Origin of the sequence: Mycolicibacterium sp. MU0053 (assembly GCF_963378095.1) — a bacterium.
Lineage (GTDB): Bacteria > Actinomycetota > Actinomycetes > Mycobacteriales > Mycobacteriaceae > Mycobacterium > Mycobacterium burgundiense.
Genome location: NZ_OY726397.1, coordinates 1407614 through 1429642 on the forward strand (window position 1 = coordinate 1407614; position 22029 = coordinate 1429642).

The window sequence follows — 22029 nt, forward strand, 5'->3', positions numbered from 1 at the left end:
GACCAGTCTCGCCATCCATGTCCTCATGGGCGTCGCCGGAATCCTCGGCCGGAGCCGCTGGCGGACCGATGGCGGGCTGATCAGCGAGGACCAGCTCTTCTGGTTGACCATAAGTGCCGTTATGGCTAGTCTGTGTGACAGCGGTCATAGCTTCGGCTACGATGGCTGTGACCTCAGCGGCACCGGTAGGCACACAGAATTTAATCAACATTAAGGAGTCTGACGGTGGGTATGGGTAGTAGCGACAGCGACGTTCGGATCGCCTGACCGATGTTTCCGGGAACGCATGCAGGATCGGCGCCAGAGCGGCCGGCGGTGATCATGGCGAACTCTGGCCAGGTGTTGACGTACGGACAGCTGGAGGACCACTCGGCACGGTTGGCCGCGGCGCTGCACGCGGCCGGATTGCGCAAAGGCGATGTGATCGCGCTGCTGACCGACAACACCGCGGAGGCCTTTGAAGTCTATTGGGCCGCACTTCGTTCGGGCCTCTACATCACCGCGATCAATTGGCATCTGGCCCCAGAGGAAGCCGCTTACATCGTGTCCGACAGCGGCGCGCGGGCCGTCATCTGCTCGTCCGGAGTGGGAGACCTGGCCGAACAGGTCGCCAAACTCGTCACCGGAGTCCAGCATTGGTACGCCTTTGGTGGTGTGGTCGATGGTTACGGCGACTACGCCGAGCTATTGCAGTCAGTGGGTGAGACCCGCCTTTCCGATCGGCCCCGCGGTTCGGAGATGCTCTACTCGTCGGGCACCACTGGCCGTCCCAAAGGGATTAAGCCGCATCTGATTCCGGGCCAGATCGACGAGGACGGTGACCCGCTCGTCGGACTGCTGCAGCACGCCTTCGGATTGACCGACAACGATGTGTACCTCTCACCGGCGCCGATCTACCACACCGCGCCCCTGAAGTGGTGTGGTGCTGTGCAGGCGTTGGGCGGCACGGTCGTGCTGATGGAACGGTTCGATGCCGAGCAGACGCTGGCCGCCATCGCAAAGTACCGGGTCACCGCGACGCAGATGGTGCCCACCATGTTCGTCCGGATGTTGCAGCTGCCCGCGGAGGTTCGTGAGCGCTACGACGTGTCGTCGCTGCGCCTAGCAGTACATGCCGCAGCGCCGTGCCCGCCCGAAGTCAAGGACGTGATGATCGACTGGTGGGGGCCGGTCCTCGTCGAGTACTACGGCGCCACCGAGCAACACGGTACGACGATCATCACCACCGACGAATGGCGGACCAAGCGCGGCTCGGTGGGCAAGGCCGCGATGGGGACACTGCACATTTGCGACGACGATGGAGTCGAGCTTCCGCCGGGGCAGGTCGGCACCATCTATTTCGAGCGTGAGGTCGCGCCGTTCGTCTACCACAACGATTCGGAGAAGACCGCCCAGTCACGCCACCATGAGCACGACAACTGGTGCACCGTAGGCGATCTCGGCTACGTAGATCAGGACGGCTACCTATTCCTCACCGACCGCAAGGCCTTCATGATCATCTCCGGCGGGGTGAACATCTACCCCCAGGAGATCGAGAATGTGCTGACCTTGCACCCCAAGGTGTTCGACGTTGCGGTCATCGGCATCCCGGACGCCGAGATGGGGGAGCAGGTCAAGGCCGTGGTGCAACTACGTGATGGAGAGCGGCCCTCGGAGGATCTCGCCGCCGAGATCATCGCCTACGTGCGTGAGCGCATCGCGCACTACAAGGCGCCCCGGTCCGTCGATTTCGTCGAAGAACTTCCCCGGCTGGCCACCGGAAAACTGGCCAAACGAGTTCTCATCAACCAGTACGTGGAGGCACAGCCATGACCACCGACACCACCCAGAATCGTGTCGATCGTCCGGAGTTCGACCCCATCAGCGTTTCGACCCTGGAGTTCTGGGCGCAGACCGCCGAGGAGCGGGAACCAAGCTTCAAGATCTTGCGTGACGAGCGCCCCATCAGCTGGCACCCCCCGATCGAGGGCGCTTTGATGCCGCCCCCCATCGACGGGGTGTGGGCCGTCACCCGCCATGAAGACATCGAATACGTGAGCAAACACCCGGAGCTGTTCTGTTCCGGGCAGGGCACCCAGATCGAGGCCGTCCCACCAGAGTTGCTCGAGCAAGCCGAGTCGTTCCTGGCGATGGATGGTGAGAAGCACTCCAGCCTGCGGCGGCTGATCAGTTCGGTGTTCACCCCACGACGGCTCGGCGTGATCCGCGATCAGGTGAACGCCCAGGCGGTGCAGATCGTCGACGATCTCGTGAAGACGAAGGAGGGCGACTTCGTCGAGCAGGTGTCCAAGCGGCTGCCCATGTGGTCGATTTACGAGATGATGGGATTGGACCCGGAACTGCGGGAAGAGGTGACCCGCCACGCGGACGGGATGGTGTCGTGGGCCGATCCGGATGTGGCAGCGGGTCGCGAACCTATGCAGGTGCTCATCGATTCGTTGTTTGGCCTGCGCACAGCAGCATTCGACTTGGCCGAGCAGCGTCGCGCGAAGCCCACCGACGACCTGATGTCGCAATTGGTCCAGGCAGAGGTGGACGGCCGTCGTCTGACCAATGACGAACTCGGGGCGTTCTTCGTGCTGCTGTCGGTTGCGGGCAACGACACCACCCGCAACACCACCAGCCTCACCACGATGGCGCTGCAGCAGTTCCCCGACCAGAAGGACCTGCTGATCAACGACTTCGACGAGCACATCCACGTCGCAATCGAGGAGTTCGTGCGCTGGAGCACCCCGGTGATGACGTTCCGCCGCACAGCGACCCGAGATACGGTGCTGCGCGATCAGGAGATCAAGGAAGGCGATTGGCTCCTGATGATGTACTCGTCGGGTAACCGGGACGAGCGCGTCTTCACCGATCCACACAAGTTCGACATCGGTCGTAAACCGAACCCGCACGTGTCTTTTGGCGGTGGCGGACCGCACTACTGCATGGGTGCCTTCCTGGCCAAGATGCAACTCGAGTCGATCTTCCGGGAGTTGATCTTCCGTGCACCGACCCTGCGTGTCGGGGAGCCGGAGTATCTGCGAAGCAACTTCATGCACGCGGTCAAGTCACTGCCCTACACCCTGGATTAGGAGTCCTCCGATGTCTGAGTTCAGCAACAAGCGCTATGTCGTCACCGGAGCGGCCTCCGGGATCGGTGACGCCACGGCCCGCAAACTGCTCGACGTGGGAGCCGAGGTGGTCTCCCTGGACCGGAACACGCCTGCCGCACGGGTTTCCAAGCACATCGAGGTCGATCTGTCGAACCCGCGTGCGATCGATGCGGCCGTCGAACAACTCGACGGGACCTACGACGGGCTGATGAACATCGCCGGCATTCCGGGCACCGCTCCGGGTGATCTGGTCTTGGCGGTCAACAGCCTCGCAGTCCGGCACCTCACAGACGCGTTCCTCGGGCGGCTCACACCCGGCGGCACCGTCACCATCGTGTCCTCGACGGCCGGATTCGGCTGGCCCGAACGCCTCGATGCCATTCGTGACCTCCTTGCCACCAAGACTTTCGAAGAGGGCGCGGCGTGGTTCAAGGAACACCCACAGCAGGGCAACGCCTACAACTTCTCCAAGGAGGTCACCACCGTCTACGCCATGTCGATGGGCTTGGTTGCGGCGCAAAAGGGACTACGCGTCAACGCGGTGCTGCCGGGCCCGGTCGAAACGCCCATCCTCGTCGACTTCGAGGAAACCATGGGTAAAGACACCCTTGACGGGGTCAAGGGGCTGCTGGGCCGGCACGCGACCGCTGACGACATCGCAGACGTGGTCGTGTTCCTGGCTTCCGACGCCGCCCGGTGGATCAACGGCCAGGCCCTCGCCGTGGACGGCGGTCTTACTGGCGCCGTCGCCGCAGGTGTCATTCCCAAACCCGAAATCTGAGAGTAATCATGACAATTCAGACCGACCAGCCCACGCTTGCTGGAGTGCGGGACGATCTCCAGCAGGTATTCGCCTCGGGCCGGACCAAGCCGCTTCAGTGGCGGCTGGCTCAGCTTGCCGGTATCGAGCGCCTGTGTCAGGAACAGGAATCGGCCATCGCCGAGGCGCTCGCCGCAGACCTCGGCCGGTCGCCCGTGGAGGCGTGGCTCGGTGACATTGCCTCCACCGTCGCCGAGGCCACGTACGCGCGCAAGCACCTCAAGAAGTGGATGCGCCGCAAGCGGGTCGGTCTGCCCCTGGCCCAAAAGCCGGGCCGCGGCTGGGTGCAGTACGACCCGCTCGGTGTCGTTCTGATCATCGGGCCCTGGAACTACCCGCTCTACCTGAGCTTGGGGCCTTTGGTGGCGGCCGTGGCCGCGGGCAACTGTGCCGTGGTCAAGCCGTCCGAACTGGCACCGGCCACCTCTGCGCTTTTGGCGCGGCTGATTCCGCGGTATCTCGACGGCGACGCCGTCAAGGTGGTCGAGGGCGATGCGCAAACCACCCAGTCGCTGTTGGCTCAGGGGTTCGATCACGCGTTGTTCACCGGTGGCACCGAGGTCGGGCGCAAGATCATGGCCGCCGCAGCCCCCACGCTGACGCCGGTCACCCTGGAACTCGGCGGCAAGAGCCCGGTCATCGTGGCTGCCGACGCCGACCTGGACGTCACCGCCCGGCGGATCGCGTGGGTGAAACTGCTCAACTCGGGTCAGACCTGCATCGCTCCCGATTACGTTCTCGTCGAGCGTTCGGTTCGTGACGCCCTGGTCGCCAAGATCGTGGACACACTACGAGCGTTCCGCGCCGGCGATACTCCGTCGCTGCGGATCGTCAACGAGCGTCAGTTCGACCGGCTCGCCTCCCTGATCGCCACGACGACCGGCGAGATCGCCGCCGGCGGCGGCACGGACCGGGCGGCGCTACGTATCGAGCCCACGGTGATCGTCGATCCGGCACCCACCGATCCCGTCATGAGCGAGGAGATCTTCGGTCCGATACTGCCGATTCTCACCGTCGAATCGGCGGAAGCCGCGGTGAAGTTTGTCAACGCACGGCCAAAGCCGTTGGCGCTGTATGTATTCACCAAGTCCGGGCAGGGCGCTCGCCGGCTGATCGACGCGATCCCGTCGGGCGGTGCGGTCATCAACCAGATCGCGATGCACTGCTTGGTTCCCCAGCTGCCGTTCGGTGGGGTTGGGGCCAGCGGCATGGGGGCGTATCACGGTCGGTGGGGATTCGAGGCACTCAGTCACCGGCGTGCGGTGCTCGCCAAGCCCAGTAAGCCCGACCCGTCGCTGGTCTACCCGCCCTACACCGACCGCGCGCTGAAGATCATGAGGAGGTTGTTCTGATGACTGTTCGAGTCGACAAGACCAAGTGTTCGGGCATCGGGATGTGCGAAGTCACCGCGCCCACGGTGTTCGAAGTCGGCGACGACGGGCAATCGCATGTGATCGACGAAAACCCGCCCGCCTCCGAGAGGGCTGCCGTCGAGGAGGCGATTTCAAACTGCCCGACCGGCGCTCTGTCGATGGATTGAACGACGCTCGAGATCCCACTGCCCCCAATAGCTCATCCAGCCCAAGCGAGTATCAGTGACCTTCGTTATCACGCAAAACTGCTGCAACGACGCCAGTTGTGTCCCGGTCTGCCCGGTCGACTGCATCCGGCCGGTGCCGTCAACCGACGGTACTGGTTCGACCATGCTCTACATCGATCCGGCATCGTGCGTCGACTGCGGTGCGTGCGAGGCCGAATGTCCGGTTGGGGCAATCTATTTCGAGGACGATGTGCCGGTCTCTCAGACGGACTTCCTCGACATCAACGCCGACTACTTCACCCGGAACCCGTTGGCGGTGCGTGCGGTCGCGCCGGAGGTCGGCCATCGAGCCGTCGAACCCGGCGCGTTGCGGGTGGCCATCGTGGGAACCGGCCCCGCGGCCTGCTACGCGGCCGCCGAGCTGATGCGCACCGACGGCGTCGAGGTCAACATGTTCGAGCGGCTGCCGACGCCGTTCGGCCTCATCCGCTCCGGTGTGGCACCCGATCACCAGCGCACCAAGGGTGTCGTCTCGATCTTCGAACCGGCACTGGCGCACCCGAATCTGCGGTGCTACTTCAATGTCACGGTAGGTGACGATATTTCGCACCAGGAGCTGCTCGAGCATCATCATGCGGTGATCTACGGTGTCGGCGCCTCCTCGAGCAGGAAGCTGGGCATCGGCGGTGAGGAGCTGCCCGGAAACCACGCCGCCGCTGAGGTCGTCGGCTGGTACAACGGTCACCCCGACCACGCCGACGATGTGATCGACATGTCCGCTCGCCGAGCGGTCATCATCGGCAACGGCAACGTCGCCCTCGATGTCGCCAGGGTTCTGCTCAGCGCGACCGAGCAACTCGCTGCCACCGACATCGCTGAGCATGCACTACGGCACCTCGCGGAGAGCGAGATCGAAGAGGTGGTGATCGTGGGACGCCGTGGCGTCGCCGACGCGGCCTTTTCTGTCGGTGAGTTCCTCGCACTGGGCGAGCTGTCCGGCGTGGATATCGTCATGACCGGAGAAACGGGCGATCGACCCGACTCGGACTTCGACGGGGCGCTGAAATTCGACACCGCCGAACGTTATGCCCGCCGGACCCCGACAGGCGGCAACAAGCGGTTGGTGTTCCGGTTCGGAACCACACCCGTGGAGGTGGTGGGAGCGGACCGGGTCGAAGGACTGCGGGTCACCGCGACCCACGGGGGCGCCGCTGCCGACGATGAGGTCATCGAGACTGGGCTGGTTCTCCGGTCGGTGGGTTACCGCGGAACGGCGCTGCCTGGTGTGCCTTTCGACACCGAACGCGGTGTGGTGCCCAACGAACGTGGTCGGGTCACCGAGGGCGGGGACATCGTGCCCGGCGTCTACGTCACTGGCTGGATCAAACGGGGTCCGCGGGGCTTCATCGGAACCAATCGAACGTGCGCCCAGGAGACCGTCGCAGCGCTGATCGACGACTTCCGCGGTGGGCGACTTCCCGAGGTCGCCGCTCCCGACGCCGGTATTGACGCCGTGTTGGAAGCAAGCGGTGTCGCACCCATCGATTGGGCCGGCTGGCAGCGCATCGACGAGGAAGAGCGACGCCGGGGTGGCGAGACCTCGAAGCCTCGCGTCAAGCTGGTCGCCGTGCCCGACTTGGTGACGGCGGCACGGGAGTAGCGCTACGGCGCAATCCCAAGCTCGGCCTCGACGGTGACAACAGCACGTCAGTGGGGGCGCGCGATCGGTGATCGGTGACGATCGGGCTACCTCAAGCCGCCGCCGTGGGGGCCTGGGCTCGGCCGGGACGGCGGGTAGGCCGAGACGACCATCATCTACGCGGACGACCTCATCGAGGTTCCCGATGAGGTCTCCATGGTGCAGGCGGCCGTGGCATCTGACTCGTCTACGACCGCATTTCACGCGGTGCGCACGGTGGGTGCGGTGTCAGAGGGTTCCGCGGTCGGGATCATCGGGCTGGGCGGACTCGGCGGCCTCAGCGGTGCGCGCTTCGCAGCCCTCGCGGGAGCGAAAGTCTACGGTGTCGACGTCGATCCGAACTACCTTCGCCGCTGCGCATGGCGATTCTGGGGCCCGCCGGCGGCGGGCCCCACGGCGGCGTTAGCCGATCGGCACCCCGGCCTGGTCCAGGACAGTGGCCAGGTCCCAGTAATCGTCGTGTGAGGTTAGCTTGCCGTTCGCGTCATAGGTACACACAGCCACACCCGGCACGCTGAATTGGGTGCCCATGGCATCGATCAGCTTCCCCGACCGGAGGCGCAGCGGGCCGTCGAAGCTTCCGCTCCACACCCACTTTGCATACAGCCGGCCATCGGAAGCGTGGGTGTCACCGAATTCGATCACCGTATCGGACGTGAACTTGAGCATGAACCGATGAAAGCGTGCGATCTCTTCGTGGCCCTGGTACCGCCCGTCCAGCGCGACATCGGTGTAGACCCCGTCGGCGGCAAAGTACCCCACCATCGCATCGGGATCGGAGGTCCAGGCGGCCGAGTACGCCTTGGCGAAGTTCGGGTCGGTCGGGTGAGCTGTTGTCATCACAATTCCTTGCGTAGTCGAGTGCCCTCGTTCGAATCTAGTGAAAAATAGAAATGCTACGCAAGGAACCGCGCCCTCTGCTTGAACTTTGCATAGCAATAGACCAACGGTGATACGTTAAGACTAATTTAGTGTGCATTAGATAACGAGGATTGGGAAGCCTGTTGGTCAACTACTCGAGTGCGCCCGCCCCCACGACGGCCGCGGACGTCACCACGGGGTGGCTGACAAGGTGTTTGCAGCAGGCCGGCCATGATGTCGAAGTCACTGACTTCCGAGCACAGCCGATCGGCAACGGCATGATGGCCGCGGCCCAGCGCTTCACGATGACGTTCACCGGCGAAGCGAAGACCGCCCCGAAAACCCTTGTGCTCAAGTACGCCCCGGACGGCGAGGCAAGCCGGCGCACCGGCCGCCTGGGGTTTGGCTTCGCGGGCCGCCCGGGCTTCTACGAGCAGGAAGTACGGTTCTACCGCGATCTCGCACCGAAGCTCGAGGTCCGGGTGCCGCGAAGCTACGCGCAGTGGATTGCGCCCGAGTGCGACCAGTTTGTCCTGCTGCTCGAGGATATTGCGCCCGCAAGTCCCGGCGACGAGTTCGCCGCACTCCAGCCGGCCGAGTTGCACGGAGCGATGGTCAATCTCGCCGGCCTGCACGCCCCGCTCTGGAACGGACCCTTCCCAGAAGGGGACAACCTGCTCAAACCACCGACGGCGGAAGAGGGCCTGCGTTACCAGCGGATAGTGGCGCGCAATATCGAGCACTTTCGCAGCGCGCTCGGGATCGAGCCGAGAAGCGCGACCGACCGGGTCCTCGGCCGCTTTGTCGAGCGCGCCGATCGTTGGTGGGTGTCGGCGGGGCGCCCGAAGAGTTTGGTGCACGGCGACTACCGGCCGGACAACATGTTGCTTCCGACGTGCGGCGCAAGCCGGCCGGTCGTGGTGGACTGGCAAACAGTGTCGGTCGCCCATTCGGGCCGGGACCTCGGCGGCTTTCTCGGTGCATCGACCCCCACTGATGTGCGCCGGGAGCACCAACACGATCTGCTGCGTACCTACCAGGCTCGCCTGGCCGAGCTTGGCGTGACCGGTTATTCGGCGGAGGATTGCCTGCTGGACCTCCGGCTGGGCGCCTTCCACGGATTGCAGAACAACGTGTCGATAGCGCGGGCGGTGGATATGAACGAACGTGGCTGGCGGCTGGTCACGACGTGGCTCGACCGGTTGCTTGCGACCTTCGATGATCTCGACTCGCTCGACGCCCTCGACGATTTGGAGGCACTGTCATGACCCCGCGGGCACCGCAACTCACCGACGCCGACGAACTCCTCGTCCATCAACACGTCGGCACCTTCGCCGAGGCAGCAACAACCGATCCGGCCTGGACCGAACGGGTTTGGGCCGGCGCGGGCGACACGGACGGCCACGTGCATGTGGCCTTCGGGATGGGCCGATACCTGAACCGCAACGTCTTCGACGGGTTCGGGATGGTCACCGTCGGGAAGATCCAGTACACCGTGCGGGGTAGCCGGCGCCTTTATCCGGAGCCCACTGCAACGACGGTGGGGCCGTTGCGGTACGAGGTGGTCGAGCCGCTGGCGGCGGTGCGCTGCATTCTCGAGCCGAACGATGTGCAGCCGATCGCGTTCGACCTGACGCTGCACGGGCACACCCGGCCGTGGACCGAACGCAACACCGTCGTGCGCGGCTACCGCACCACCGACGACGTCACGCGCTACATCCAGACCGGCTCCGCCGAGGGCCGGATCGAGGTGGCCGGAAAGGTCTACGAGCTGACCCAATCGAACTCGTTCCAACTGCGGGACCATTCGTGGGGTATTCGACCGCACATCGGTCCGCCAGCCGCGGATGCGCGAGCGGATGAGATCGGTGCGGACACGAACTTTCGGATGGCGTGGGCCCCCGGGTTGATTCGCGGACAAGACGGCGAGTACGCGATCCACCTGTCCCACTGGATCAGCGAAGGACCCCGCGGCACCGTCGCCGAGGACAACACTCGTCTCGTTCGACCGGATGGCACCCAGCTGGCGGCGGTTACCACCACCATGCAACACCGATTCGACCCCTCGACCGGCCAGCTCCTCGAGCTGAAATTCGACTGCGAGATGGCGGACGGGACGAAACGTCGCTTTGTCGTCGAACCGCTCGGCGGAGCCGCCTCGTGCCTGGGGCCCGGCCTCTACTACGGGTGGAACGGGCATTATCACGGTGAAGACCGCGGCCGGTTGGCCGTCGATGGTGAGCGAATCGACGACATCGAGAAACCCGAACTGCAGCCGCGGCTGCATCAGCTGCGCCAGTCCGTCGCGCGGATCACCGACGAGGCAACCGGCGAAAGCGGTTGGTGCGGGTTTCAATCGGAGGCCGTGGGCCGGTTCCCGGAGCTGGGACTTCCCAGCCGCGACTATCGCTGAACCCCGCGTGAGCCCTGTCCCCACCGGCGGGTCCCGGCGATGGGTATGATTTAACCAAGAATCAAAAAACTCGCGATGCCGGCGGCCACGATCAAACAGGAGTGCTGATGACCGAGCCCAACGCGCCGACCATCGAGGCGGCGCCATCGATGTGCGACCAGCCCGCCACGGTGGCGGATTGGCTTGAACGCAACGGCCAACAGGTGCACGGTCCGGTAACGATCGCACGGGTGGGTTTCGGGCAATCGAACATCACGTCGTGCGTGACCGATCAGTCTGGGCGGGAGTGGATCCTGCGCGAGCCGCCGCCGGGCAAGGCGATGAGCACCGCCCATGACGTCCATCGTGAAGCCCGCATCATTTCGTCGCTGGCTGCCAGCGGAATTCCGGTACCGCGTGTCGTCGGGACCGGACAGTCGCCCAGTGGCACCTCGTTTTTCGTGATGGATCGGGTCAGCGGTCGTGCCTTGGAGACCGAGCAGGACGCCGAGGAACTGACGCTCGAGCAGCGTCAAGACGTCGGACACCAGGTTGCATCCATCCTGGGGCGTCTGCACACCCTCGACACCGATGTGCTGGGCCTTCCCGAGTCTCGCACGCCGTACCTCGAACGACAGATTCGGCGCGTCACGCAGGCCTGGGACGCCAACGGGCGTGAGAGCCGCCACGATGCTGGATGGCAAACGCTACGCGACAATTTGGTTCGATCCGCCCCGCCGCAGGGTCGCTCGGTGGTGATGCACGGCGACTTCCGCCTGTCGAACACCCTGATCGACGACGGCACGGTCACCGCGGTACTTGATTGGGAGTTGACCGCCATCGGTGACCCGCTCGCCGATCTCGCCTGGCTGCTCGACGACTGGCGCGCACCGGAAGACCCGGCCATCGTGATGCCGAGTCCCACGCGCGCTGGGGGATTCCCCGACCGCGAGGAGATGGTCCGCATCTACAGCGAGGTCTCCGGTGTGCCGATCGACCGCATCGACTACTACCGTGCGTTCTCCCAATGGCGGGCCGCCAGCCTGCTGCAGGGAGTGCTGATTCGACGCCGCAAGGGCATGATGGGCGACCACGGAGCCGTCGACCTCGGTGACCTCGACACCTCGATTGCGACGCTCCTGACGTCCGCTGCCGCACACCTCCGGCAGGTGTGATCCGATGACCCCCAGCCGCATCGCTGCGCTGCGCGCTGAACGTGCCTTGCTCCTAGAGATGTGCCGCGGGCTCACCGACGGACAATGGGCGACCCCCAGCCGTGCCGAGGGCTGGAGCGTTCAAGACGTGGTGGCACATATGGGGGCCGGTTGCCGCGCAATCTTCACCGTGGGCGCGCTGGAAATACTGCGCAGCAACGATATTGAGAAGTTGAATGACGTGTTGGTCGAGCAGCGTCGGCAGTTCGCCCCAGCACAGGTCTTGGCGGAGTATGAACGGTGGAGCCTGCGCCTCATTCGGTTGGCCCGGATCGTCGATGCCAGCCCGCTGTCGCGTATCCGAGTGCCGCTTGCCGAACTGGGACGCTTCCCGGCGAATCTGCTGGTGGGTAGCGCCATGGTTTTCGATCACTACACGCATCTGCGGCACGACCTCGCCCCCGCACTGGGGCTGGCTCCGCCGCCCTCGGATGCGAATGCCGTGGCGGTGGTTCTCGAATGGATGCTCGCGGTGCTCGGCAACCAACTTCGGGTCGCGCGGCACTCCTGGCTGACCGCTCCGATACGGGTCAACCTGGCCGGCGCCGGCGGCGGAAGCTGGACCGTGCTTCCAGACGCAACCATCACCGCCCAGTCCGTGGCGTCGGCCGCCGAAATCACGGCTTCTGCAGCGGAGTTCCCGGAATGGGCGACGCGACGGGTCGAGTGGCGGAAACGGGACGTGACTGTCAGCGGAGACACCGAGTACGCGGCGACGTTCCTGGATGCAGTAAACGTTGTATGAGCATCGCGATGTCCGCGGGCGAGCCGGGATCGGCCGGATCCCAGGCAGACCCGCATCACAGTGAGGAAGCATGATGGCGTTGAAGACGAAGTTCACCGAGGTATTCGGGGTGGAGCATCCCATCGCTCAGGGCGGTATGCAGTGGGTGGGTCGCGCGGAGTTGGTGGCGGCGGTGGCGAATGCGGGGGCGTTGGGGTTCTTGACCGCGTTGACGCAGCCGACGCCGGCGGATCTGGCCAATGAGATCGCCAAGACGCGGGATCTGACGGATAAGCCGTTCGGGGTGAACCTGACCATCCTGCCGTCGATCAACCCGCCGCCGTATGACGAGTACCGGCAGGTGATCGTGGATGCCGGGATCAAGATCGTGGAGACCGCGGGCTCGAACCCGGCGCCGCATCTGCCGATGTTCCATGACAACGGGATCAAGGTGTTGCACAAGTGCACTTCGGTGCGGCATGCGGTCAAGGCGCAGAGCCTGGGTGTGGATGGCATCAGCATTGATGGTTTCGAGTGCGCGGGGCATCCGGGTGAGGACGACATTCCGGGCCTGGTGCTGATCCCGGCGGCCGCGGACCAGATCGAGATCCCGATGGTCGCCTCCGGTGGGTTCGCCGATGCCCGTGGCCTGGTGGCCGCGCTGGCGTTGGGTGCCGACGGGATCAACATGGGGTCGCGTTTCATGTGCACGGCCGAGTCGCCGATTCATCAGAACGTCAAGGAAGCCATCGTCGCCGGAACCGAACTCGACACCGAACTGATCTTCCGCCCACTGCGCAACACGGGCCGCGTGGCCAGCAATGCGGTGTCCCGTGAGGTTGTGCAGATCCTCAACGACGGCGGTCAGTTCGAGGACGTCAAGGATCTGGTGGCCGGCGTGCGCGGCAACAAGGTGTACGAAACCGGTGACCTGGACGCGGGGATCTGGTGGGTCGGTACCTCGATGGGTCTAATCAACGACATCCCGACCTGTGGCGAGTTGGTGTCCCGCATGGTGACCGAGGCCGAGGAACTGATCACGGAACGACTTGGCGGCGCTGTGGTCGAGACGGTGTCGGCGAGCCGATGACGGCGTCCCCAGTGAGTGAATCTCGGGTTGCCGCAACACCAAACGGCAGGGAGTCGGCCTGCCTGGTCAGCAAGCCGACGTCGGTCGAGGCGCGATTCGGGCTGCACTCCTGCAACCCTCGCGACGGGGACAGCCACACCGACATCCAGCTAGACACCTGGGCGCTCGACGACCGAGGCCAGGTTCAGGCGGGCGTGTTGGCGTTGCTGGCCGATCACACACTCGGGGAGGTGCCGTATCTGCTCCGTCCGCCCGCCACGTGGTCAGTCACGACCGAACTGACCCTCGATTTCGTCCGGCCCGTCGAACCTGGGGAGGCCCTGCACGCCTGGGCGACCCCGACGCGGATGGAGCAGGGCGGCGGACTCGTTCATGGGGTTGTCACCGATACAGACGAGTCGGCAGTGGCGCTGGCAACCACACGGTGCGTATTTGTCCCTGCGAAAAGTGAGGTGCCGCTCGCTCCGGTGGCAGGCGTCAACACGCGAAAGTCTGCGACGTCCATCACCGAACATCTGGGCCTCACCCGAAGCCACACCGACGACGGCGCCGGCGTTCATTTGGACGACGTCTCCGGTTGGGTCAACGATTTCGGGATCCTGCACGGCGGCATCTGGGCCTGCATGGCGGAGATTGCCGGGTCAGAAGCGATTGCCGCGCAGAACCCGGCATTGAGCACCGCACAGATTCACACGTTGTACTTCCGGTCGGGCTTGCCAGGCGCCTCGGTGAGTCTGGAAGCGAGCGTAGTTCATATGGGCAGGCGTTTTGCCGTGGCGCAGGTATCGGGCCGCACTGCCGACGGGACGTTGTGCACGTTGTCGACAGTGACTGCCCGGTTCGTCGAGGACTTCGCGCCGACGACCAACGCCTGAGCCGGCGGCTAGCCGCCGGCGGCGAGGTCGCGGCCGATGATCTCTTTCATGATCTCGGTGGTACCGCCGTAGATGGTCTGGACCCGAGTGTCGACATAGGCACGCGCAACCGGGTATTCGGTCATGTAGCCGTATCCGCCGTGTAGCTGCAGACAACGGTCGATGACGCGTTTCTGCAGCTCGCTGACAAACCATTTGCCCTTGGCCGCGTCGACCGGGGTGAGTTCGCCGGCGTTGTAGGCGAGCACCGATTGATCGGTGTAGGACTGGGCGACATCGATCTCGGTGGCCATCTCGGCTAGCTCGAACCGCACGTGCTGCTTGTCGATCAGTGGGGCACCGAAAGCCTGGCGCTGCCGGCAGTATTCGGTCGTTATCTCAAAGATCGCTCGGGTTGTCGCCATCGCCTTGGCGGTCACTCCAAGTCGCTCCCGGGGCAGGTGACTCATCAAGTGGCCGAGCCCGCGGCCCTCCTCTCCGAGGAGGTTCGCGGCGGGGACTACCGCGTCGCGGAAGAACAGTTCGGCGGTGTCCTGCGCCGGCAAGCCGATCTTGTCGAGTTTGCGCCCGCGCTCGAAGCCGGGGGAGTCACCTTCTACTACGAAGAGGCTCAGCTTCTCTCCGGTGCGGGCGGCAACGATGACCAAGTCGGCCATGATGCCGCTGGAGATAAACGTCTTCTGGCCGTTCAAGATCCAGTTGTCACCGTCGCGCCGGGCCGTGGTGCGGATGCCACGCAGATCGCTACCGGCGCCGGGTTCGGTCATGGCCAAGGCGCCGATCAACTCACCTGCGGCGAACCCGGGCAACCAGCGCTGCTTCTGTTCCTCGTTGGTCAGGTCCAACAAGTAGTGCAGCACCAGGTCGTCCTGGAGGCTGACCGTGAGACCGAATGACAGTGCGTTGATGCGAGCAATTTCCTCGCATACCACCATGCGGTAGCGGTAGTCGGGCTCACCGGCCCCGCCGTATTGCTCTCCGATCTGCAGTGCATAGATACCGGCCTTGGCGGCACGACCGAATACGTCCCGGTCAATCCAGCGCTCCCGGTCCCACTCGTCTTGGCGGGGAACGACTTCGCGGGCCAGGAACTCCCTTACTGTTTCCCGGTAGGCCTCGTGGTCGGCCTCGTAGAGTGACCGGCGCACGTCAGAGCCGTTCGATGATGGTGACGTTGGCCTGGCCGCCGCCCTCGCACATGGTCTGCAGGCCGTAGCGACCGCCGGTGCGCTCGAGGTGGTGCAGCAGCGAGGTCATCAGTCGGGCACCGGTGCATCCGATCGGATGCCCCAGCGCGATCGCGCCGCCGTTGGGGTTGACCCGCGCCGGGTCTGCTTCCAGCTCGGCCAGCCAGGACAGGACGACGGGAGCGAATGCTTCGTTGATCTCGACGGCATCGATGTCCCCGATTGACATTCCGGCGCGCTTGAGGGCGTGCTGGGTAGCCGGAATCGGCGCCGTCAGCATCATCACCGGATCGGCGCCGCGCACCGAGATGTGATGAATGCGGGCCCGCGGTGTGAGGTTGAATCGGTCGACGGCGGCCTGCGAGGCCACCAGCAGCGCCGCGGCGCCGTCGGAGATCTGGCTGGCCACTGCCGCCGTAAGCACACCACCTTCTACCAAGGTCTTCAGACCCGCCATCTTCTCCAGCGAGGTGTCCGCGCGAGGTCCTTCGTCGACTGTCGCATTCGCGAACGGGGTGATCTCCTTGTCGAAGTAGCCGGCCTCGATCGCCGCCAAGGCGCGTCGGTGGCTTTCCAGCGCAAACTTCTCGTTGTCCTCGCGGGTCAGGTTCCACTGCTGGGCAATGAGTTCAGCGCCGCGGAACTGGGAGATCTCCTGATCGCCGTAGCGGTCCGACCAACCCTGGCAGTCGGTCCAGGGATCGGTGGATCCGAACGGTTCTCCAGCGGAGAACGCACTAAGAATCGGGAACTGGCTCATCTTCTGCACACCGCCGGCCACAATCAGGTCGGCCGTTCCGCTCATCACGCCCTGCGCGGCGAAATGGACGGCCTGCTGGGCCGATCCGCACTGCCGATCGATGGTCACCCCAGGCACAGATTCGGGCAAACCCGCTGCCAGAGCGGCGGTCCGCGCAATGTCGCCGGCCTGAGCGCCGATGTTGTCCAGGCAACCCAGGATCACGTCGTCGATCGCGGCCGGGTCGATGTCGTGGCGGCCGACCAAGGTCTTGATCACGTGGGCGGCCATATCGGCCGGATGCGCGCCGGACAGGCCGCCGTTACGCCTTCCGACGGGAGTACGGACGGCATCGACAATAAAGGCTTCAGTCATGCCAGTTAATTTAACATAAAATCAAAAGCTCGCGCCACCTCGGTGCGATGCGAGGCGTGCGCTCAACGCTTTGCGGCCCGCGCCTTGCCCTTGCTCGTCCCAGCGGCATTGTTGGCCCGCGCCGGGTGGGGAGCCAGACTGTGGCGGACGAACACCTGCGCGTTGGCCACGATGGTGTCCAGCGATCCACGGCGTGGATCCCACCACTCGGCAGTCCAATTCAGCGCGCCGAGAACGAGCGCTTGGGCGAGTTGCTCGTCGAGGTCCTCGCGCAGCTGGCCCTCGGCGCGAGCGGCACTGAATAGCTTGCGCCAAATCCGGTTGTAAGCGGCCGCCTCCTTCTTCTGGCGGCTGCGCAGATGTTCCGGGATTTGCCCGGAGTTCCGAATGGACGCGGTGGTGTAGTCGGACAACTCGAGTTCGTGCCGCAGGTGGGTTTCGACGGCGAACACGATGCGGTCCATGGGAGACACGCCGTCCGGCAGGCGGTCGAGTTCGGCCTGCAGATGCCGCCGCATGTCACTGATGCCGGCGAACATCACTTCTTCGATGAGGTCGTCGCGGGAGGAGAAGTAGTAGTAGATCGCCGGAGCCTGCAGTTCCGCATACGCGGCCACGTCGGTCAATCGCGTTCCGGCGTAGCCCTTCTCGCTGAGGACTCGGGCCGTGGCGTCCAAGATCCTGATGCGGGTGAGCTCGGACTTCTTGGCGTCCGCGGTGTCGGATGCTACGGCTGGCTTTGCCGGTCTTCGGGCCATCGTTCGATTCTAGGGGTAACGATCTGCCTGATGGAGATGTGCAACGGTGCCGGTGTCACGGTCTATAGCCCTCCGCGTGCGACCAACTGTGCGGCGATGACGTTGCGTTGGATTTCGTTGGTGCCTTCGCCGACGATCATCAGGGGGGCGTCGCGTAGGTAGCGTTCGACGTCGTATTCGGTGGAGTAGCCGTAGCCGCCGTGGATGCGTACGGCGTTCAGGGCGATGTCCATGGCGGTTTCGGAGGCGAAGAGTTTGGCCATGCCGGCTTCCATGTCGCAGCGGGCGCCGCTGTCGTAGCGGGTGGCGGCGTGGTGGGTGAGTTGGCGGGCGGCGGTGAGTTTGGTGGCCATGTCGGCGAGGTAGTTGCCGACCGATTGGTGTTTCCAGATGGGTTGGCCGAAGCTTTCGCGGTGTTGGGCATACGCCAGGGCGTCCTCGAGGGCGGCGGTGGCCACCCCGAGGGCGCGGGCGGCGACCTGGATGCGCCCGGTTTCCAGGCCCTTCATCATTTGGGCGAAGCCGTGGCCGGGGGTGGTGCCGAGGATCGCGGTGGCCGGGATGCGGTAGTTGTCGAAGGCCAGCTCGCAGGACTCGACGCCTTTGTAGCCGAGTTTGGGTAGATCGCGGGAGACGGTGAGGCCGTCGCCGTGTTCGGCCAGCACGATCGAGATGCCGGTGTGTTTCGGGACCGCGGTGGGGTCGGTTTTGCACAGCAGGGCGATCAGCCCGGAGCGGCGGGCGTTGGAGATCCAGGTTTTGGCGCCGGTGATCACCAGGTCGTCGCCGTCGGTGCGGGCGGTGGTGGTCATGGCTTGTAGGTCGGAGCCGCCGCCGGGTTCGGTCAGGGCCATGGTGGCGCGTAGTTCGCCGGTGGCCATCGCGGGCAGGTAGCGCTGTTTTTGCTCGTCGGTGCCGAACAGGGTCAGCAGTTTGGCGACCACGGTGTGCCCACCCATGGCCCCGGCCAGGCTCATCCAGCCGCGCGCGAGTTCCTGGGTGACCTCGACGTAGCAGGGCATCGAGACCGGGGTGCCGCCGTATTGCTCGGGTATGGCCAGGCCGTAGATGCCGAGGTGTTTCATCTGCTCGATCCACGCCTCGGGATATTGATTGGCGTGCTCGACCTCGCGCACGGTGGGCTTGACCTCACGGTCGATGAACGCCCGCACCGTCTGCACCAGCAACTGTTCTTCGTCGTTCAGCTCGGCCGTCACGCCACGAGGGTAACGTATTTATAGTTTAGATTAAAATAGTTGAGCGTCGCCACCCACCTGACCGCGTATGCGGCGTGGATTGCCGCGAAACGGGGGCCGGGATTAGGTCTCGAGCAGCATGGCCCGTGCGACCGCGTTCCAGTCCCGGACGTGCGGGTCCTTCGCCGGATCACGGGTTTCGATGGCGTAGGTCAGTGCCACGCCGCGCATGCTCGTGACGAGCATTTCCCGTACCGCCGGGTAGGCCGGATGGCTGGATAGGGCGGGCCCGAAGAGCACATCGGTAGACGCGCGGATGACGGAGCCCGTGATGTGTTCCTCGGGAAGCAGCGCAAGTCGAAGATCCTCGTGTGACCGTGCGGCGACCCACAACTCGACCGATGCCCAGAAGTACGGCTGAGAATAGGTGGCCCACATCGTGTCGATTGCTTCGGCAATCCGCTCGGCGGGATCATCGGCCCATTGTGTGCGCGTTCCGAGGCCGCGGATCCACTCGATGGCGAGATGGTGCACGGCGGCGACGAGCAGCTGATCGCGCGACGGGAAGTGGTTGAGCAGTCCGCCTCGGGAAACGCCGGCTTCTTCCTGGATGCGAAGCGTCGAGGTCTTCGCATATCCGTGCTGGTGCAGCACGCGCACCGCGGCATCGAGAATCCGCTGTTTGGCGATCCGGCTGCGTTCCTGCAGCGCGCGCTTGGGGCGCGCGGTGGGGGTATTCCCCGCTGCTTCGGACGGGACAGTCATTGCGACCTCGCTTGTACTCCCTGTTGGGTGAAGTGTAGTCAGCCAGGGCCCAATGGCCGGTGGCTTGGTCCCGTGCGCGCTCCCCGCGGGCGGTTGGCATGCGTGAGGGATTGAGTCAATAAAGTCATCATCGACTAATTAACGTCGCCGTCGACAGTAATGTTCGGCGCCAGGATATCCACGAAAACCCACTTTCTGAGCAGCATTGGCCGATAGTCTGCGGGATCGCTTGCCCTCAAGGAGATGTGAAGTGGCTTGAGTGGCGATCGCTAGACAGTCAGGTGTGACTGTATTAGATTGCTCGGGGTAATGGGAGCTGTCCCGCCGAGAAGCGAAATGTGCGAGTCGTTGCGAACCAGGATGGAGCGGCTTCATGAAGCAGCAGGAAATGCGATTCGATGACGATCTGGATCGTCACATGCGTGATCCCGCATCGCTGAACGGCGGCGGGTCGGTGATCGCCGCCCTGTTCGCCGGGGCGCTCGGAGAGGGCTGAGCGCCGAAAGGTCGCGGGCAACATCCTCGTTCGAGAGTTGGACAATGTCCGCAGCAGCGCAGCGTTTTATCGTAAATTAAGGAGCCGTCATGGGGTGGCTATCGCCGATATCCGGGATTGGCGGTTTTTTGGCGATCGGGCCTCAGCCGCCGTTGCTCCGGCCCGCTATCGGTACCGAACCGGGAATTTCCGCACCCCGCGATGGCAGGAATGTGGAGGGTTCGGAGGTGAGCTTTACGGGTGCCGCACTCGCTCTGAAACACAAGGACAGCAACGGTATATGCGCCTCACCGGGCTCGATGTCACCTATCCTGGCCGTGCCAATGGAGGCGTTGTTCCCGCCCGAGGGTTGCTGGTCCCAATGGCGAGACCGTCGGGTTGCGTACCAACGGATCTCCGCGACCGTGCCGGATCTGCGCTTCCGGCCGGGACGCGCGCGCCGCGGCACTCAATTTCCGACAAACGCCACCCGCGCTTGCCACTAGCTTTTTTTTAGTCTAGTTTCGACGCGATCACAGAGCGGGCACCGGGGTGGCCTACGCCACACCGGAACGTTCGGTCAGACGAAGGGATCAGAGCGTGACATTGCGCAGCACAGTCGCCAAGCCGCTGGGCTCCGTCGGTGATTTCGTTGCCTTCGCGGTGGACACGATGGTCGCGATACCGAGGCGCCCCTTCGCCTGGCGTGAGTTGATCCAGCAATGCTGGTTTTTGGCGCGAGTGTCGATCGTGCCCACCTTGATGTTGTCGATTCCGTTCACCGTGCTGTTGGTGTTCACGTTCAACATCCTGTTGGTCGAGTTCGGCGCGGCAGACTTCTCCGGTACGGGTGCCGCATTCGGCACTGTGACCCAGATTGGGCCCGTCGTAACGGTTCTCGTCGTTGCCGGCGCCGGGGCCACTGCGATGTGCGCGGACCTCGGGGCCCGGACGATCCGCGATGAACTCGATGCGCTCAAGGTGATGGGGATCGACCCCATCCAGGCGCTGGTGGTGCCTCGGGTGCTGGGGGCGACGATTGTTGCCACCGCCTTGTCGTCCCTGGTCGTATTGGTGGGATTGACTGGCGGATTCGCCTTTTCAGTCTTCGTTCAGGACGTCACGCCGGGAGCCTTCGTGGCGGGACTGACCTTGATTACCGGTTTTGCCGACGTGATGATCTGTCTCGTCAAGGCGGCGATCTTCGGATTCGCCGCCGGTCTCATCGCCTGCTTCAAGGGGACGACCGCCGCCGGCGGCCCCGCGGGGGTGGGAAACGCCGTGAACGAGACGGTCGTCTACTCATTCCTTGCCTTGTTCCTCATCAATATTTTGGCGACTGCGGTCGGTGTGAAGGTGACGATATGACCACGGGTGTTTCGCGCGGAACCATGCCGCGACTGCGGCGTCTCGCCGACGGATTTCTGGATGGTCTGGCCAGGCTGGGGGATCAGGCGCAGTTCTACGGACGGACGTTCCGTTCAGTGGGTGATGCGGTCATCCACTACAAGGGCGAGGTGGTTCGTCTGATCGCCCAGATGAGTTTGGGCGTGGGCGCTCTCGCGGTAGTCGGCGGCACCATCGTGATCGTCGCTTTCCTCACCCTGTCCACCGGTGCTCTCATCGCGGTGCAGGGTTACAACCAGTTCGCGGACATCGGTGTGGAAGCCCTCACCGGATTTGCCTCCGCCTATCTCAACGTTCGGCTCATCGCACCCCTGACGGCGGGTGTGGCGCTGGCCGCGACCATCGGCGCCGGCGCCACCGCGCAGCTCGGTGCCATGCGCATCAACGAGGAAATCGACGCCCTGGAAGTGATGGGCATCAGATCGTTGACGTATCTGGCATCGACTCGACTACTCGCCGGAGTGGTGGTGGTCATACCGCTGTACTGCGTGGCAATGCTGATGTCGTTCCTGGCGGCACGGTTCGGGACAACCTTCATCTACGGGCAGTCCACGGGTGTTTACGACCACTACTTCAACACCTTCCTGCAGCCCACCGACGTCATCTGGTCGTTCTTCCAGGCCGTCGTCATGGCGATCGTGATCATGATCGTGCACACCTACTACGGCTACACCGCAGCCGGCGGACCCGCGGGCGTCGGTGAGGCAGTGGGTCGGGCCGTGCGGACGTCGTTGATCAGCGCGGTGTTCGTCACCGTGTTCGTGTCCTTGGCCATCTACGGCCAGTCCGGCAACTTCAACCTCTCCGGGTAGGC

21 protein-coding genes are annotated in these 22029 nt (G+C 64.5%); 15 read left to right on the top strand and 6 right to left on the bottom strand.

The window, feature by feature from the left end:
* Positions 1-270: 270 nt before the first annotated feature.
* Genes RCP80_RS06705 through RCP80_RS06730 form a run of 6 tightly spaced genes read left to right on the top strand, consistent with a single transcriptional unit; the run spans position 271 to position 7118 of the window.
* Positions 271-1812 (top strand): acyl-CoA synthetase, encoded by a 1542-nt coding sequence (locus RCP80_RS06705; protein WP_308481591.1) that lies wholly within the window; start codon positions 271-273, stop codon positions 1810-1812.
* On the top strand, positions 1809-3077 hold the full coding sequence (locus tag RCP80_RS06710; RefSeq protein WP_308481592.1) for a cytochrome P450: 1269 nt from the start codon (positions 1809-1811) through the stop codon (positions 3075-3077). Before RCP80_RS06705 ends, RCP80_RS06710 begins: the two co-directional genes overlap by 4 nt.
* 10 nt (positions 3078-3087) lie before the next feature.
* Complete coding sequence (locus RCP80_RS06715) at positions 3088-3879, top strand: coniferyl-alcohol dehydrogenase (protein WP_308481593.1); 792 nt, start codon at positions 3088-3090, stop codon at positions 3877-3879.
* A gap of 8 nt (positions 3880-3887) precedes the next feature.
* Entirely contained in the window at positions 3888-5270 is a 1383-nt protein-coding gene (locus RCP80_RS06720; RefSeq protein ID WP_308481594.1) for an aldehyde dehydrogenase family protein, read from the top strand.
* The gene (locus RCP80_RS06725; protein WP_308481595.1) at positions 5270-5458 is read left to right on the top strand and encodes a ferredoxin; all 189 of its coding nucleotides are present in this window, start codon (positions 5270-5272) and stop codon (positions 5456-5458) included. Before RCP80_RS06720 ends, RCP80_RS06725 begins: the two co-directional genes overlap by 1 nt.
* Before the next feature lie 55 nt (positions 5459-5513).
* Positions 5514-7118 carry an FAD-dependent oxidoreductase gene (locus RCP80_RS06730; protein ID WP_308481596.1) on the top strand — a complete coding sequence of 535 codons (1605 nt, stop codon included), beginning with the start codon at positions 5514-5516 and terminating at the stop codon, positions 7116-7118.
* A gap of 441 nt (positions 7119-7559) precedes the next feature.
* Here the strand turns inward: RCP80_RS06730 and RCP80_RS06735 are convergent, their stop codons facing one another.
* Positions 7560-7997, bottom strand: a complete 438-nt coding sequence (locus tag RCP80_RS06735) for a nuclear transport factor 2 family protein (protein ID WP_308481597.1) — start codon at positions 7995-7997, stop codon at positions 7560-7562.
* Between the two features lie 164 nt (positions 7998-8161).
* Here RCP80_RS06735 and RCP80_RS06740 point away from each other — a divergent pair, with 164 nt between their 5' ends.
* The 6 genes from RCP80_RS06740 to RCP80_RS06765 all read left to right on the top strand — a co-directional run bounded on the left by RCP80_RS06740 (position 8162) and on the right by RCP80_RS06765 (position 14313).
* Positions 8162-9286 carry a phosphotransferase family protein gene (locus RCP80_RS06740; RefSeq protein ID WP_308481598.1) on the top strand — a complete coding sequence of 375 codons (1125 nt, stop codon included), beginning with the start codon at positions 8162-8164 and terminating at the stop codon, positions 9284-9286.
* Complete coding sequence (locus RCP80_RS06745) at positions 9283-10431, top strand: Rv3169 family protein (RefSeq protein ID WP_308481599.1); 1149 nt, start codon at positions 9283-9285, stop codon at positions 10429-10431. Before RCP80_RS06740 ends, RCP80_RS06745 begins: the two co-directional genes overlap by 4 nt.
* Positions 10432-10538: 107 nt before the next feature.
* Positions 10539-11585, top strand: a complete 1047-nt coding sequence (locus tag RCP80_RS06750; RefSeq protein ID WP_308481600.1) for a phosphotransferase family protein — start codon at positions 10539-10541, stop codon at positions 11583-11585.
* A gap of 4 nt (positions 11586-11589) precedes the next feature.
* Entirely contained in the window at positions 11590-12369 is a 780-nt protein-coding gene (locus RCP80_RS06755; RefSeq protein ID WP_308481601.1) for a maleylpyruvate isomerase family mycothiol-dependent enzyme, read from the top strand.
* Positions 12370-12442: 73 nt separating this feature from the next.
* Positions 12443-13438, top strand: coding sequence for an NAD(P)H-dependent flavin oxidoreductase (locus tag RCP80_RS06760; protein WP_308481602.1), 996 nt, complete (start codon positions 12443-12445; stop codon positions 13436-13438).
* An 11-nt stretch (positions 13439-13449) separates the two neighbouring features.
* Positions 13450-14313 carry a PaaI family thioesterase gene (locus RCP80_RS06765; protein ID WP_308481603.1) on the top strand — a complete coding sequence of 288 codons (864 nt, stop codon included), beginning with the start codon at positions 13450-13452 and terminating at the stop codon, positions 14311-14313.
* An 8-nt stretch (positions 14314-14321) separates the two neighbouring features.
* Here the strand turns inward: RCP80_RS06765 and RCP80_RS06770 are convergent, their stop codons facing one another.
* From RCP80_RS06770 to RCP80_RS06790, 5 genes are all read right to left on the bottom strand, one after another.
* The gene (locus RCP80_RS06770; protein ID WP_308481604.1) at positions 14322-15461 is read right to left on the bottom strand and encodes an acyl-CoA dehydrogenase family protein; all 1140 of its coding nucleotides are present in this window, start codon (positions 15459-15461) and stop codon (positions 14322-14324) included.
* Between the two features lies 1 nt (position 15462).
* Positions 15463-16614: an acetyl-CoA C-acetyltransferase gene (locus RCP80_RS06775; RefSeq protein ID WP_308481605.1), complete on the bottom strand. Its 1152-nt coding sequence runs from the start codon at positions 16612-16614 to the stop codon at positions 15463-15465.
* 62 nt (positions 16615-16676) lie between these two features.
* A complete protein-coding gene (locus RCP80_RS06780) occupies positions 16677-17372 on the bottom strand; it encodes a TetR/AcrR family transcriptional regulator (RefSeq protein ID WP_308481606.1) in 696 nt (231 codons plus the stop codon).
* 62 nt (positions 17373-17434) lie between these two features.
* Positions 17435-18589, bottom strand: coding sequence for an acyl-CoA dehydrogenase family protein (locus RCP80_RS06785; protein WP_308481607.1), 1155 nt, complete (start codon positions 18587-18589; stop codon positions 17435-17437).
* Between the two features lie 102 nt (positions 18590-18691).
* Positions 18692-19333 carry a TetR/AcrR family transcriptional regulator gene (locus RCP80_RS06790; protein ID WP_308481608.1) on the bottom strand — a complete coding sequence of 214 codons (642 nt, stop codon included), beginning with the start codon at positions 19331-19333 and terminating at the stop codon, positions 18692-18694.
* A 373-nt stretch (positions 19334-19706) separates the two neighbouring features.
* Here RCP80_RS06790 and RCP80_RS06795 point away from each other — a divergent pair, with 373 nt between their 5' ends.
* The 3 genes from RCP80_RS06795 to RCP80_RS06805 all read left to right on the top strand — a co-directional run bounded on the left by RCP80_RS06795 (position 19707) and on the right by RCP80_RS06805 (position 22027).
* Positions 19707-19829 (top strand): hypothetical protein, encoded by a 123-nt coding sequence (locus RCP80_RS06795; RefSeq protein WP_308481609.1) that lies wholly within the window; start codon positions 19707-19709, stop codon positions 19827-19829.
* Between the two features lie 651 nt (positions 19830-20480).
* Positions 20481-21176: an MlaE family ABC transporter permease gene (locus RCP80_RS06800; RefSeq protein WP_308482728.1), complete on the top strand. Its 696-nt coding sequence runs from the start codon at positions 20481-20483 to the stop codon at positions 21174-21176.
* A complete protein-coding gene (locus RCP80_RS06805; protein ID WP_308481610.1) occupies positions 21173-22027 on the top strand; it encodes an MlaE family ABC transporter permease in 855 nt (284 codons plus the stop codon). The genes RCP80_RS06800 and RCP80_RS06805 overlap by 4 nt, the downstream gene beginning before the upstream one ends.
* Positions 22028-22029 lie beyond the last annotated feature (2 nt).